Raw genomic sequence first — 14,718 nt, forward strand, 5'->3', positions numbered from 1 at the left:
CATGGGCCTTCTGCTGCTGCGGAAGAACGAACTTGAGCGCCGGACGAAGGAAATTCCGGCCGAGGTGGCGGAGTGGAGGACTGCTACGGAAAACGACCTAGACTCGAACCTGCATTGGAGCCAGATGGCCGCGATTGGCGAGCTGGTCGAGGCGTACCGTCGGGCGTACGACTCGAAGCTCGAAAACCTGCCTCCCGAGACGGACAAGCCGGCCTACGAGGCCGCGCTTTACGACGTGCTCATGGCGATCGCGTCCGCCCAGCGGGCCTGGGATTTCTTCCGCAGGAAATTCGACCAGCGTAGGTCTGAACGCTACCGCAAACGGCTGCGCGCGGCCGACATCATCGCGATCGACTGCTACGACGCCGCCATTGGAGCCGCGAAGGCAAAGGGCTGGATAGCTGAGCAGGATATCCGCGAGCCGCCGCTGACCTATCTCAGCCCCGAGATCTCTCCGATGGCCTGGGCGCGCGGCACCCGTCCGAACGACGGACGCAGCGAAGAACTCGAGGGCAGGACGCTGCCCATTCCCGTCGTGGAGGTGCCCTACGACCAGATGGCGAACGTGTGGGAACTGCTTTCGATCGCCCACGAGGTCGGACACGAGATCGACGCCGATCTCAAGCTGCTGCCGGCCGTCAAAACCAACCTGTCCAAGGCGTTCGAGAACACCGCCATCCCTCCAGACCGTCGGCGACGCTGGCTCGGTTGGGCTTCGGAAATCTTTCCCGATCTCCTCGCGCTGCAATTGTCCGGCCCGGCGTACGCATACATGCTGCGAAACGTCCTCATCCTTCCGTTCGTGGCGGTGACCAACGTCGTGCTCGGAGACGTCCATCCCAACCACTATCTGCGGATTCTACTGTGCACGGCCTACATTAGGGGAATGGGCCCGGGATTTCAGGAGGCGGCCTTCCGGACCGCTCTCGACGGACACGCCGCCGATCTGGAGAGCACCTGGACCGGGCTCTACGGCAATCCGCCGGCGCTGGCCGACTACCTTGCCGACATACCCCTCGTGATATCCGGCGTCATGGATTCGCCGATACCCAGCATGAACGGCGCGACGCTGCGCTCGCTGGTCGACTACACCCCCGTGCACGAGGCCAAGATCACCCAGGGCGCGCTCGATCTGAGAAACCGTAACTCGAGAATAGACATGGCGCCGCGCCACGCCATCTCGCTCGTACGGATGGCGATCAACGGCGCGATTTCCGACGGGTCGCTCGACGCCGAGATCGACGACATCTCGACCAACGCGATCGCGCTGCTGGACCACAACGCCCCGCAGGGAAAGCGCGGGCCGGGCGATGCGCTCGAAGTTCCCGAGGACGCGCGCAAGTCCAGGATTGAACGTTTCGTGGCCATGGACTTGAATTCGGTGAGCCCGCTGCAGGAGAGGATAACCCACCCATGGACCTGATCGTCCGGTTCACACGCGAAGCTAGCCTGCCGAACGCGAAGAGTTCACCAATTTCGCCGGAGAAGTTCGGAACCTCCGACGAGACGTATTTGGCGGCATGGTCGACCTCCGACGAGGAGATGACGGCCTTTCCGGCCTCCGAAGGGACTTTGATTGCGCTGCCGCCATGGTCGAATGAACGGTCGTCGAAGGGACCAACCGCGGACTGGCTATGGAAGATGATCCCGCCGGACGCGCGTCAGGCGGTCGAGAAGGCCACGGAGCCCGTGCAGGTGATGATCGAAAGCGGCGGTCTCGCCGTCGACCTTCTGCCGTGGGAGTCGCTCCCGTCCTTGAACACGGGCCCGCCGCGGCTTTCGGTGGCGCGGCTCGTTCCCTCCGTGCTGAAGCCGCCTCCGCTGTCGGTCGTGCCGCCGCTCCGGCTGCTGCTGGTCACCTCCGAGGCAAAGGACGACCTCGCGTTCGGCGACCGCGACCGGGAGATCCTGCGCCAGGCGCCGGACCCGCAGTCCTACGAGGTCCGCGAAGTCCGCGATGCGACCGGCTCGAGCGTAATGGCCACCGTGCACGAATTCGATCCTCATATCGTGCATTTCATGGGCCACGGCGGCATCGTCGGCGGCGAGGGCGCGGTCGTGCTGCGCGACGAGAACACGGGGCTCACGAACTGGATACGCGCCTCGCAGGTCTCCCGCGGCCTGCCGATCTCGACGCGGCTGCTCTGCATCAGCACGGGCTTCACGCAGAAGAACTACGACATCAACGGCCTGGTCGGCTTCGCCCACGCGCCGCAGGCGGTCCGCCTTCCGACCTGCATCGTCAACCGCGCGGAAGTCGACGAGGCGGGCGTCAGGTGCTTCTGGGGCCAGTTCTACGCGAGGCTCGTCGACGAAAGAGGAAGCGTCCTCAAGGCCTACAACGCCGCCGTCGCAAAACTCGCGGGAGCCGGCACCGCCACGCCCGCCGAAAGCTTCTCGCTCGTGCTTCGGGACGGCGGCGATCGCCCGTTGAGGCTCGGCAAGACCATCGACCCGGTCCAACATGCCGCCGAGGTCCAGGCGCAGTTCGCAGCTCGCCTCGCCGCCGACCTGAAGGACAAGCTCAAGTCGTACGAAGACACCGACATGAGCAAGGTCCTGAGCGACAGCTATGCCGAGGAGCGCACCCGCTTCACCACCTTCTCTTCGACCGCCGCAAGCTTCGATTCAGAGTGAGACGCGATGACCAATCACTACGACGAGTTCAGAGTGCAGATCACCCCGAACGTGGACGGGCGGCTCGCGCTTCAGATTCTTGCATCACCGATTCCCGCTTCCGTCGGACCGAAAGGCGCTCCCGCAAGTGCCTTCGATCCAGCGGATCTCGCCAGGATGCGGGCGAAGGGCACCTTCGGCGCCGGTGGAAACCTCCAAGAGATGCAGAGGATCGGCACGGCCGTATTCCAGTCGGTCACGAACGCAGAAGTCCAGGCCGACCTTCGCGTCGCGCTCGCTTTGAACCAAACGAACGGAAGGCGGATCAGGATCGTCTTTTCGACCGTCGCTCTCGACGGACCGCTACCGGGAGTGCGGCCGTCGGAGATACCGGTGGAGGCGATATACAGGGACGCCGACGGCTTCTACGCCTCCTTCGAAAAGACGCCCGTCAGCAGGACGCTCGTCGCGAAGCCCGACCGTGACACGGTCGCGGTCACACCGCCTCTCCGCGTCCTCCTCGTCGCCGCGTGTCCCGACGGCTGGCCGAAGGCCGACATCGGAAAGGAGGCCGACACCATCAAGGCGGCGGTCAAGCAACTGGAAGACAACCGGCTTGTGATCGTCGAGTCCTGCATTCCGCCCACCAAGGCCGAGATGAGCCGGCGACTCAAGACCGGAAACTATCACGCCGTACATTTCGCCGGGCACGGCGGCGTCGGTCGCATCGGCGGAGATCCTACTCCGCGGGCGTTCCTGTGCTTCGAGAGGGAGGACAAGGGATTGGATCCTCTCGATGCGTTCACGTTCGATTCAATGCTTCGGAACTGCCCGTCCGTCGCGCTGGTGGTCATCACCGGATGCTCCACGGCCGCTCTGCCGGTGCCGATCGGGGGCGCCCCCTACGCGGCCACCGCCTTCGACGGCGTCGCCCAGCGTCTCGTGAGCCCCGGCAGCCTTTCGACGGTATCGGCGGTGGTCGCGATGCAGTTCGACCTCGAACCGTCGGCCGCCATCGCCTTCAGCAGGGCGTTCTACACGACGCTGATCGCTCCCGACACTACCATCGACGAGGCGGTCACCAAGGCGCGATCCGACATCTCCGACGTCTCCTCCATGGGATCTCCCGGTTGGGTCAATCCGGTCTGCTACTGGCGCTGCAACAACAGTCGCCCGTTCGAGGTGCGCCCCTATGGCGGAAGTCTGTCGCCCGAGGAAGAGAGGGAGATCACGACTCTCAAGGTTCGCATCGAGGCCTATCGGACCAGTCTTCAGGACCTGAGATCGCAGCCGCCCTCGGTGCAGGCGGCGGCCGCCAGATTCGGACAAGACCTGATCGAGAAGATCGACGGATTTCTCGCCAGGATAAGCGAGCTGAACGGAAACGCGATAAGGCTGAAGGGAGGACGCGCAAACGCCCTGGGCGACATCGACTTCGTCCTGAGCGTCAGGCTTCGCGCAGCGGCCACGCTCGACCGCCTCCGGGCGAAGATCAGCTTCGAGGAGAACGCGTTCGACTTCGTATCCGCGACGAAGGGTGCCGCGGCGCCGAGTGCACCGCTCACCGCGGCGGCAGCGGGCGTTCTGACCATCCTGATCGAGGACGTGTCGGCGGGAAACGCGCTTGCGGCCGGCGAGTATGAGATCGCATCCATCCGCATGAGGGTGAAGGACCGCTCCCAGAGCACGCGCGTGCTGACGATCTTCGAACTCCAGGTCGTTGCGGACCCCGACAACGTCTTCTATTCGAGCGTGGACGGTTACGCATTTCTGAGCTGAACAACACTGGCCGACAGACGTCGACCGGCACCAGCAAGCCGGCGCATTGTATCCCCTTTGGTGCCCTAAACGATACCAAAAGGGAGGCTTATGAGGACATCAGAGACGCCAAGAAGGTGGTTGGTAGACGGCGGTTGGTGCCCCATGCCCAATAAGCGGCGCTCCAATCCATCAGATGATCGAGCAATGGCTCGGCGACACTGATGTCCGACCTCGAATAGCCGTTGCGGGCATTTCACGGTCGCTCCGGAGATCGTACGCAACTCCGACTTGGCAGTGATCTATCCTGACTCTCTGGCTGCTCGACCTGCGTTCCCGCAATAAACCGTGCAAAAACGCTTCAACGTTTCAAGGTGCCGAGCTGACCAAGGCTCCTTTGATTTGCTGCGTGCGAATAGCCGCTGCAATTCCATGCACGGAGTTTTCAATCCCGGGCCGCCGCCGGATGGCGAGTTTCACAACCCGAGCGAGACAACCTTTTAAAGTTGCGGATTCGTGTAAAGCACTCTATAGTTGGCCGTATTAGTAGTGATAGTGCGTGTAACTTCTCTTTGGTTTTTTCTTGCAGGCTAACCATTATTCAACGGCAGGGGATGACGACATAGCCCGCAGCCGCAATTGCGAAGTAAAAAGGAACGATCGCGAATAACCCTCTACCGATTGAGAAAAAGCGGCTGATGGCTGAACTCGTGGAAATGGCACGGGATCGATCGCATGGACATTGCTGGAGTAGAAGCCTGGCATTCTATCTCTGAGGGTTTTTGACACACTTTATTTTTTTCGGAGACGTCGCCTTATTTTTTCGGAGACGTCACCGTCGCGAGGAAAGGGATGTCGATCATGCTCTGCAGCCGATCATCTGCCGTCCAACTCGCAAGTACGGCTGGCGGAATAGTGTTGATGCTTTCAGCGGCGGCGTTGGCTCAAACGACGGCCCCGGCAGCGCCTCCGGCCCAAGCGCCCGGCCTCGAATGTAATGGCACGCGAATTTTGGATCCCTTCAAAGGCCCGTTGGCTGGTTCAGTCCTGGACCCGGCAGTACTTGCGAGTGCGGTCGCCAACAAAGACAGCATTTTGAAATCGGGTCTGCCTTGCCAGGAGAACGTAGGTACGGCTGCGCAAGCGGATCCGGCTGGAAAGGAAGAATCCGGTCTGCAAAACCTGCAGCGAGGCTTCGATTTTTATTCGTGGCGCACTTTCCTCGCGCTGAATGCGCCTGCTGACGGAACGCCGGTCGAGAGCGCGCAGGCAGACACGCCGGCGCGGTGGGAGCATATGAACAGCTTCAAGCAGTTACTTGACGTCATGCTTCCGTCCGATCAGCAACCCCCGATATGGCCAACCGACACAGACGGGATGAAGGCCGAGCGCGCGAGATTGATGCCGGAGGCATGCCGCGAACTCCTCAACGTCAGGCCCGATCTGAAGGCGGATGAGCCCAATCGATTGATCGTGAAGATGATCGAGGAGAGCTTCAACGAGCCATTCAAGACCGGCCCGTTGATCGATCAACAGGGGCGTTACGCCATTTTCGACATCCTGATGAACCGGCAGATGTTCGATTACATCAAGGTGAATCATCTGAACACGAAAGCCGGTCAAGCTGCGAATGCGGACCTGGCGATCGACTTTCCACCAGGCCAGAATTCCCAGCCGGCGCAGGGCGACAAGCCTGCCAAGCCCGCCGCATTCGGCTCTTTCATGCTCAAGGTCTCCTGGAAGATCCTGACGGCGGAAGAAATTGCGGCGAAGACGTTCCACATGCGCAGAGCCCTCGTCCTGATGCCGCCTGGCGCGAAGCGGCCGTGCCTCGATAGGACGCTCGGCCTGATCGGCTTCCACGCGGTCCACAAGACGGTAGCTCGTCCGCAGTGGATCTGGACGTCCTTCGAACATGTGAAGAACGTGCCGGACAGGACTGAAGTAACCGCGAACAAGCTGGCAGCCTCGTACAATTTCTTCAGCGTCAAATGCAGGGCGGACTGCCCGATCGAGAACGCGACACCGCCCTTCCCGTGGGATCCCGATCCGGCGCTGGAACTGCGTTTCAGAACGGACGACTCGTTCAAGAGCCAGATCGTTCGCGAAACGCCTTTGACCGATGCAGCCAAGAACATGAACGCGGCGTTTCACAGCATGCTTCCGGCCAACAGCGTCTGGCAAAATTACATGCTGCTCAGCACGCAGTGGCCCACCGCGTTTCTTACTCGCTGCACCGGGCTACAAAATTCCGCCGCTCCAGCCCCCGGAACCGATTTCGTCAAGCAGCCCGATATGACCTGCTCGCCGGCGCCGACCTACCTCGCAAATTCGACGCTGGAGACATACAGCCAGCAAGAAAGGCCAGGCAATAATACAGCCTTCCCGGATTCTCGGGAGGTGCCTCTTGCCACGTCGAGCTGCATCGCCTGTCACAGCAACGCCGTGGGCTTCCAGAGAACCGCATCGAATCGGGAGGGCGGCAGGCCGAACCTGAACCAGTCAGATTTCACGTTCATGCTTGAAAAGGCGCAGTAGGCCGGCCGGCGCCATTAGCCGCTGCCAATTGCACTTCAATGATGGGGAGCGCTATGGGAACATTACCGAAGGATCGTCAGAACGATCGGCCGGGCGCGACGCCCTCGGGGCACGATGGCTCATTTTCACGCCGCGCCATGCTAGCCGGCACGGCAGCGACGACTGCCGCAGTCGCCGTAGCTCCCATTTCCGGTTCGGCCTATGCGGCCGGACCGGACGTGAAGTCGGACATGCTGGCGTTCCTGTTGCTTTCCGAAGCACTCACCGGAGTGGACAAGCAACTTCTCGCGCCCGAGTTCGACGTCAAGACGAATGATCCCGGCACTGATCCGATCAATATCAAGAATGACTATTTCAGTTGGATCGCTCTGAAAGACACGACGCCGTCGTTCGCGACATTGTTGAAGTTCGTGAACGATAATCCCAAATCATCGCGAAACGACATCATCGCCTTTGTGAACAAGGGCAACGACGACATCAAATTCCTGGTCCGGAGCATCATCCTGCTCTGGTATCTCGGCTCGTGGTACGAGCCGAAGGATTTGAAAACGCAAGCCGCCGCAGCCAGCCCCGGCCGCGTTTCATCAGTCGTCGTCTCCCCAAAGGCCTACACGCAGGGGCTGGTTTGGCAAATCGCGGGAGCGCACCCGATGGGCTACAGCAATTTGCAGTTCGGTTACTGGTCGCGCAATCCCCGCGACCCCAATGATACAAAGCCCCTTCTACCCACCCCGACGGCTCTTTGAGGGAGGGATATATGGCAGACAATTGCATTGAGTGCGATGTTGTGATCGTCGGCTCCGGATTTGCGGGGTCTTTGATCGCAAAGGAATTGAGTCAGAAGCCGATCGATACCCCCAATGGGAAGCGGCGGCTCAATGTCGTCATTCTCGAGGCCGGTCCCGGTGTTCAGCCGAATATCAACGGTTTCATGAGGAATTTTTACAAGGCCAGCCTCAAGATTCCGGAAAGTCCATATCCCCCCTCGCTCTCCCTTGCTCCGGCCGGCGTCGCCGCGGGCCGGCCAAGTTTCTCCGGGGCCACCTGGAAGGATCCCGAGAAAGCCTACTTTGATCAGAAGGATAGCACGCTGCCCTTCAAGAGCACCTACGAGCGTCTCGCCGGCGGAACATCGCACTGGATGGGCCTCACACCGAGGCTCGTACCGAACGATTTCCGCATGAACGAGCAGTACAAGCTTCCGTTCCCGGATTGGCCGATCAGCTATGAAACCCTGATGCCGTGGTACGAGAAAGCGGAAGCCGAGCTCGGCGTTTCCGGCGACGTGGCGGACCACAGTTATGCCGGCGTGACGTATTCTCCCGGCTACGCCTTCCCGATGCCGAAGATCCCACCGTCGCTTTTCGATCAACACGTGAACGAGACGCTTGCGAATTTCACCGACGACGAGACCGCAGCTTGCGATTTTCTCGGAACGGCGGCGCCGGTGACCTCGCTCACGGCGCGGAGCCAGCCTGCGGCGCGAAATTCCCTACCCTACCGGAATCGCCGCGCCTGCGCGGGCAATACCAGTTGCATTCCGATTTGTCCGATCCAGGCCAAATATGATCCGACCATTACGCTGAACGAGGCGACCAACAGCGGCGCGAAGCTGATGGATCATACGGTCGCTAGCGAGATTCTGGTCGACGCCAACGATCGCGTCAGTGCAATCAACTTCATCACCTACAAGGACGAAGCCGGTCCGAGGACGGGGACCGGTTGTATCAAGGCCAAGGTCTACATCATCGCTGCAAACGGCATCGAGACGCCTCGGCTCCTGCTGATGTCAACGAATGGGGGCCGAACTCCCGCCGGCGTGGCCAACAAGAAGAGCGGGTTGGTTGGCAAGAATCTAATGGACCATCCCCAATTTCTCTCCTGGGGATTGCTGCCGGTGCAGGTGTTCCCCTATCGCGGCCCGCTCGTCACTTCCGCCATCGGAGATCTCTGCGACGGTCCGTTCCGCACCCAGCGTGCAGCCTTCCGGATCAGCCTGGGCAACGAAGCCTGGACCGCGACCGTCGGCGGTTCGGGTGGCGACCCTCACGTGACCACCCTCGATTTTATTAACGGGGTGAACCTCAGCGGCGTCAACAATAAAGGCTCCAACAAATTGGCCGATAACGTCGCGCTCCTTGGCGACCAATTACGCGATACTCTGGGCAATCTGATCTCACGGCAGTTCCGGATCGCATTCGCGGTCGAGCAAAGTCCCGATGAGAACAATCGCGTGACATTGTCGTCGGCTACCGACGCTCTGGGTTTGCCGCGCCCCAAGATCAAATATGATGTTTCGGACTATACCAAGCAGGGTATCGCCGCTGCGTTTCGTCTGAAGAACGTGATCTTCAAGAAGCTGGGCGCTGAGGACTTCACCCATACCGCCGAGAGCGATCCCGGAGGCTTTGACCAGATGGTCGACGGCAAGACGGTGCGCCTGACCTACGGCGGCGCGGGTCACGTCATGGGTACTTACCGTATGGGCAATGACCCCAACACATCCGTTGTCGATTCCTTTCAGCGCTCACACGATCATGCGAACCTCTATCTGGTTGGAAGCGGCACTTTCCCGACCGTTGGTACCGCCAATCCGACGATAACTCTTTCGGCGCTGGCATTGCGGACTGCGGACAGCATTGGCCGCAATTTCAAGGACATTTGAAGCATCCAAGCGGAAGCGACTCCGGGACCTATAAAAACGCCAAGCGCGATCCTGAAAAGTACGATCTCCTGCGCGCGCGCATGGGGGTTGGACCGAGTTCTTCGTGACCATGTTCCCGGCGCACCAGGCGCAACACGAGCGCCGTCCCTTTGAGACGGCAGAAGCCCATAAATAGCCAACGAATAGCCCATTGAGTAGCGCATGACTGAACCCAAACCCGCCGCCGCTCGCGCCTATCTTGTGGAATCGATACCTGTCGGTCTCGAGGATCTGCGCAGCACTCCCGGCGTGCAGTATACCGAAGACGTGCTCGTTCGACTGACGCGAAGCGCCCAATCCACCATCGACCTTACCGCCATGTATTGGGCCCTTCTTCCGGATCCCGCCGGTGACGACGAAAAGGGTTTTATGGACGCGCAATTCGAGGCGATGGGCGCCGGCCACGGCCGCGCCCTTTATCAAGCCTTGCGGGATGCCGCCGCTCGTGGCGTGACAATCCGCATCGTGCAGAGCCCCGGCTTTTCCGGCAAAGGTCAGGAATCCGATTCGCTACGCGAGGAGTTCCCGGACCGGGTGTCGATCCGCTCGGTCGAGATGGGCAAGTGGTACGGCGGCGGCGGCATCATGCATCAGAAGATCTGGAGCGTCGACGCGCGCCATCTGTACCTCGGGTCGGCCAATATGGATTGGAAGTCCATCTCGCAGGTAAAAGAGATGGGCGTCGCGGTTGAAGACTGCCCTGAGCTGGCGGCCGACGCCGGCAAATATTTCGATACGTGGTGGACCTTCAGCGCCCTGGAGCCGGCGAGCGTCGAGGTCTTCGATCCTGTGGCCCGAATAAACCGGCGAGTACCGCCGTGGTCGATCCTCGTGCCGCTTGCGCAGCGCGCGGAGTCGCCGCTTGCCGGGACCGAATACGCTACCAGTTTCAACCGCGAGAACCCCTTATCGCTCGAGGTGAGCGGTGAGCGTGGGGGCATGTTCCTGACGGGCAGTCCGGACGAGGTTCGAGGCTCCGGGCGAACCTGGGACGGTGACGGGCTGGTCCAGACCATCGACGACGCGCGCAGGTCCATCTGCGTGAGCGTAATGGATTTCGGACCAATCAGCTTGTTCAGCCGCAAAGGCGCCGGCGCTTCGCCCGCCAATCAGCAGGACTTCATTCCAGACGATACGCCGGTATGGTGGCCCGCGCTCGTCGATTCGCTGCTCTCGGCTACGCTGACGCGCAAGGTGTATGTGCGGCTTTTGGTGAGCAAGTGGGCGCACACCTCCGGCCTGATCGAGCCTCTTTTGACCGCTTTGCAAAAAGCCGCCGACGCCGGGCGCGCCGATGGCTTCATGCGTTCCGGTCAGCTTGAGATCAAACAGTTCATCATTCCGGGCTGGGATAGCACTGCCGGCAGTCAACGGAAATTTCCTGGCCACACCCGGGTGAATCACACGAAGTATGTCGTGACTGATCGCCGCATCAACATCGGGACGTCTAACATGACATGGGACTATTTTGCGGCCACTGCCGGCAGCAGTTTCAACGACGACCATCCCACACTGGTTCGCACGCTTCAGGCCGTGTTCGATCGCGACTGGGCCTCAAGTTACGCGTGGCGCCTTCCCGTTTGAAATTTCCGAATGCATCAACGTCAGGAGCTTGCCCATGGCTACGCGAGACAACGATCCTCCGAAGGGCACGAAGCAGGCGCCATTGAGTGTTCCGACGCCACCCACCCGATCGCTGCAGGTTTACGCGGTCGATCCGAGCACGGGCAGAAACAGATACGCCAGCAACAAGACCATCGTGCAGGTTCCCTGGGAGCCGCTCGATCCGGGCCCCACCGGCAAAAAGATTGCGGTGATCGACTATGACGCCGGCGGCAAGTGCTATTATCCGCCGATCGATCTCGAGGATCGTCTGCTGCTTGCCAATCATGGACTTGATCCGTCTGAAGGCGATCCCCGCTTCCATCAGCAGATGGTCTATGCCATTGCCTCCCGCACCATTCACATGTTTGAGGTGGCTCTGGGGCGCGACATTCACTGGCGCCGCGCCGATCGCTTCGGCGATTCAAAAGAAAACAACATGCGAAAACAGGACGACATCCACGTCCTCAAACTGTACCCGCATGCCATGCAGCAGGCCAACGCGTATTACAGTCCCCAGGCGCACGGAATATTGTTCGGCTACTTCAAGGCCGACAAAACGCCCCAGGGCCGCAACCTGCCCGGCCAGCTCGTTTTCACCTGTCTCTCGCAGGACATCATCGCTCACGAAGTGACGCACGCGGTCATCGACGGCATTCGGACGTACTTCACGGAACCCACCAATCCAGACGTGCTGGCTTTCCACGAGGGTTTCGCCGATCTCTGCGCCTTGTTCTCGCACTTTTCCCAATACGACTCCCTTATTGAAACCATCGGTCGAACTGGCGGCCTGCTCTATCAGACCGACTTGAATCCCATCAGCTCCCAGACTGGCAAGGGGCAGAACCAGACTGGTGAGGAGCAAAAGCCGCAATTCACCGGCCAGATCTCATCCATGAACCCGCTCGTCCAGCTTGCTATTCAGTTCGGTCAGGCCAGCGGCTCGAAATACGGACTACGGTCCGCCCTCGGTACTCGGCCAAACACGGACGACTACCAGAAGAAGCTCAGCGATCCGCACTTCCGGGGCTCCATTCTGGTCGCGGCCGTGTTCGATGCTTTCTTCACCGTTTACATGAACCGCGCCGATGTGCTGTTTCGCATCTACCGCGCCGGAGGGAGTAGCGAGCGGAATGATGACCTCCCCGCGCCACTGGCCCAGCTTTTAGCCGGCTACGCCTCGCAGACGGCCGTCTCGTTCTTCCAGCTCTGCGCGCGCGCCATCGACTATTGCCCTCCCGTCGACATCACTTTTGGCGATTTTCTGCGCGCCCTCATCACCGTTTCGAAAGATATCGATCCCGTTGACGACAGTGGTGTCCGCGATGCACTCATGGAGGCATTCCGGGTGCGCGGCATCTTTTCGGAAACTGCCAGCTTCTATTCGGAGGATGCACTCGCTTGGTCCCCTGAAAGCGATCTGCCAGCTGTTACCGGCCTCGTCTTCGGTAGTCCCAATGGGCTGACCTCCGCGGAGAAAGACCACAACGGAAACGTGCTGCGGGAGTGGGCGAATAAAAACCGTGCTGTGCTGGGCCTCGATCCCAAACTCTCGTTGACCGTGCCGTCTTTTCACCCCGTGTTCCGTACCAAGGACGATGGCCGGCTGCGGGTGGAAATGGTCGTCGAGGTCATACAGTCGAGGCAGGCCGATTTCGATCCGGCCGTTCCCTCGGCTGGATCATTTCCTTTCCGCGGCGGCGTCACACTCATCATCGAGGCGCCGCAGCTGACAAGCGGCCACGGCGCGGTCGAAGCGGACCCACCCAAACCTAAGGTGCGCTTTGCCATCGGCAAAGGAATGACCAGCCCCTCCGCGAAGCTGCGCGAGGAGAAGCAGCGCGGTTTTGCGATGTCGTTGGGGATGGCGACAGGTGACACCACCGATCCCGCCCACTTCCAGGCCAATTTCGGCCTCGTGCACGAGGAGTCCAGATATGGCTAAAGCCAAAAAGGCCAAAAACACTTCGCGAAAGACCACGGCCAAAACTGCCCGAAAAGTTCGTGCCAAAAGGACCGCGGCCAAAAGTACCGGAAAATCTCGTCCCAAAGCCACCTCCGGAGGCACTGCCGCGGCGGGAAAAGCTTCACCGACAGCCGCCCCGAAGGCGCCTCCCGCCGGAAAGCAGCCCGCAGCTTCCGAGAACGCGAATATTCGCGTGCGCATGTACCGCGTAGGCTTCGGTGATTTCTTCCTGATGACGGTGCCGGGAAAGAACGGCCCCGCGCACATCCTGATCGATTGCGGTGTTCATGCGGGAAACATTGGCAGCATGAACGACTGCGTGCAGGATATGAAGAAGGCGACAGGCGGCCGGCTCGCGCTGGTTATCCTCACCCATTATCATGCCGACCATATGTCGGGCTTCGCGTCCAATTACAACGATTTCGCCGGTCTCGATGTTGGCGCTGTGTGGATCACAAATCGTCTTGATCCCGCTAACACCCCCGCGTCGAAGTTCATGGCGCAGCTCACTTCAGTCGCGCAGCAATTAAAGATGCAGCTTGCCGCTCGCGGCGATCCCGCGGCCATGGAAGCACAACGCAAGGTGGGGAATGCCCTCGGGGTCGCAAGCGAGGACGGCGGAGGCGGCAGCAACGCCAAAGCGCTGCTGTTGCTGCAATCCGGATTTAAAAACAAGCCGCCCGTTTATTACTATCAGGGCGGCGATGCGCCGGTTCTGCCGGACGAGCTCAAAGGCATGATCACTGCCGAACTCCTCGGTCCCTCGCGAAAGGACTCGGACGGAGAGTTCGCAGCCAGCGATAACAAGACAGAGCAATATCTCGCTGCGGTTGGCGACAGCGGCGTGCCGGACGACTCCCGGGTGCAACCCTTTGACACGAAGAAGTGGCCCGCCACCGCCGTCGACTATCCCGCTCGGACCTTCGACGAGTTTGATAGTGGGTTGCTCGAACAGGCGCGGAAACCAAAGGACGACGGCACTTCGAAGTTGGAAGATATACTCGCGAAGATGCAGCCGGATGCGCTCGCCGCTGCCGCCGACAAGCTTGATGGCACCCTGAACAACCAGAGCCTCGTCGTACTCTTCACCTGCAACGGCAAAAAGCTGCTCTTCGTCGGGGACGCGCAATGGGGCAACTGGGCGTCCTGGTTATACGGCAGAGCTGTTACCGGTTCGGATCCCGGCATCAGCGCCCGCGCGAAGGACATTCTCGGCTCCATCGACTTTTACAAGGTCGGTCACCACGGCAGCACCAACGCCACGCCGATCCCTGCCGTGGGCGCGTTGAATACCGTTTGCGCCTGCATGTGTTCGACGGCAAGCGGATGGTACGGCAAACCCGAGAACAACAGCGAAGTGCCCCGGATCAAGCTTATTGCTGCCCTGGAAACCAGGAGCGGCAATCGGCTGATTCGCAGCGACTGGGTCCCTACCAAAGAAGAAAAGGCCGATCCCGATGCCCGACAGGAGCTGCCGGCGTTGCCCAAAGGGTTCAGCACTCCCGGCGAGCTTTATATTGACTATAACCTGTAG

9 protein-coding genes are annotated in these 14,718 nt (G+C 60.6%); all 9 read left to right on the top strand.

The genetic code is table 11. The annotated features are described in order from the left end of the window. Position 1: 1 nt before the first annotated feature. Positions 2 to 1,423, top strand: a complete 1,422-nt coding sequence (locus HU230_RS41570) for a hypothetical protein (protein ID WP_176535413.1) — start codon at positions 2 to 4, stop codon at positions 1,421 to 1,423. After that, on the top strand, positions 1,414 to 2,637 hold the full coding sequence (locus HU230_RS41575) for a CHAT domain-containing protein (RefSeq protein ID WP_176535415.1): 1,224 nt from the start codon (positions 1,414 to 1,416) through the stop codon (positions 2,635 to 2,637). Before HU230_RS41570 ends, HU230_RS41575 begins: the two co-directional genes overlap by 10 nt. Positions 2,638 to 2,643: 6 nt before the next feature. Then, positions 2,644 to 4,395 (top strand): CHAT domain-containing protein, encoded by a 1,752-nt coding sequence (locus HU230_RS41580; protein WP_176535417.1) that lies wholly within the window; start codon positions 2,644 to 2,646, stop codon positions 4,393 to 4,395. A gap of 831 nt (positions 4,396 to 5,226) precedes the next feature. Next, positions 5,227 to 6,912 carry a hypothetical protein gene (locus HU230_RS41585; RefSeq protein WP_176535419.1) on the top strand — a complete coding sequence of 562 codons (1,686 nt, stop codon included), beginning with the start codon at positions 5,227 to 5,229 and terminating at the stop codon, positions 6,910 to 6,912. A gap of 53 nt (positions 6,913 to 6,965) precedes the next feature. Then, positions 6,966 to 7,658 carry a hypothetical protein gene (locus HU230_RS41590; protein WP_176535421.1) on the top strand — a complete coding sequence of 231 codons (693 nt, stop codon included), beginning with the start codon at positions 6,966 to 6,968 and terminating at the stop codon, positions 7,656 to 7,658. A gap of 11 nt (positions 7,659 to 7,669) precedes the next feature. Beyond that, positions 7,670 to 9,577, top strand: coding sequence for a GMC family oxidoreductase (locus tag HU230_RS41595; protein ID WP_176535423.1), 1,908 nt, complete (start codon positions 7,670 to 7,672; stop codon positions 9,575 to 9,577). A 201-nt stretch (positions 9,578 to 9,778) separates the two neighbouring features. Next, entirely contained in the window at positions 9,779 to 11,200 is a 1,422-nt protein-coding gene (locus HU230_RS41600) for a phospholipase D-like domain-containing protein (protein WP_176535425.1), read from the top strand. A 34-nt stretch (positions 11,201 to 11,234) separates the two neighbouring features. Continuing rightward, positions 11,235 to 13,163 (top strand): gluzincin family metallopeptidase, encoded by a 1,929-nt coding sequence (locus tag HU230_RS41605; RefSeq protein WP_176535427.1) that lies wholly within the window; start codon positions 11,235 to 11,237, stop codon positions 13,161 to 13,163. Then, positions 13,156 to 14,718 carry a ComEC/Rec2 family competence protein gene (locus tag HU230_RS41610; RefSeq protein WP_176535429.1) on the top strand — a complete coding sequence of 521 codons (1,563 nt, stop codon included), beginning with the start codon at positions 13,156 to 13,158 and terminating at the stop codon, positions 14,716 to 14,718. The genes HU230_RS41605 and HU230_RS41610 overlap by 8 nt, the downstream gene beginning before the upstream one ends.

This window comes from Bradyrhizobium quebecense, assembly GCF_013373795.3.
In the GTDB taxonomy this organism is placed as follows: domain Bacteria; phylum Pseudomonadota; class Alphaproteobacteria; order Rhizobiales; family Xanthobacteraceae; genus Bradyrhizobium; species Bradyrhizobium quebecense.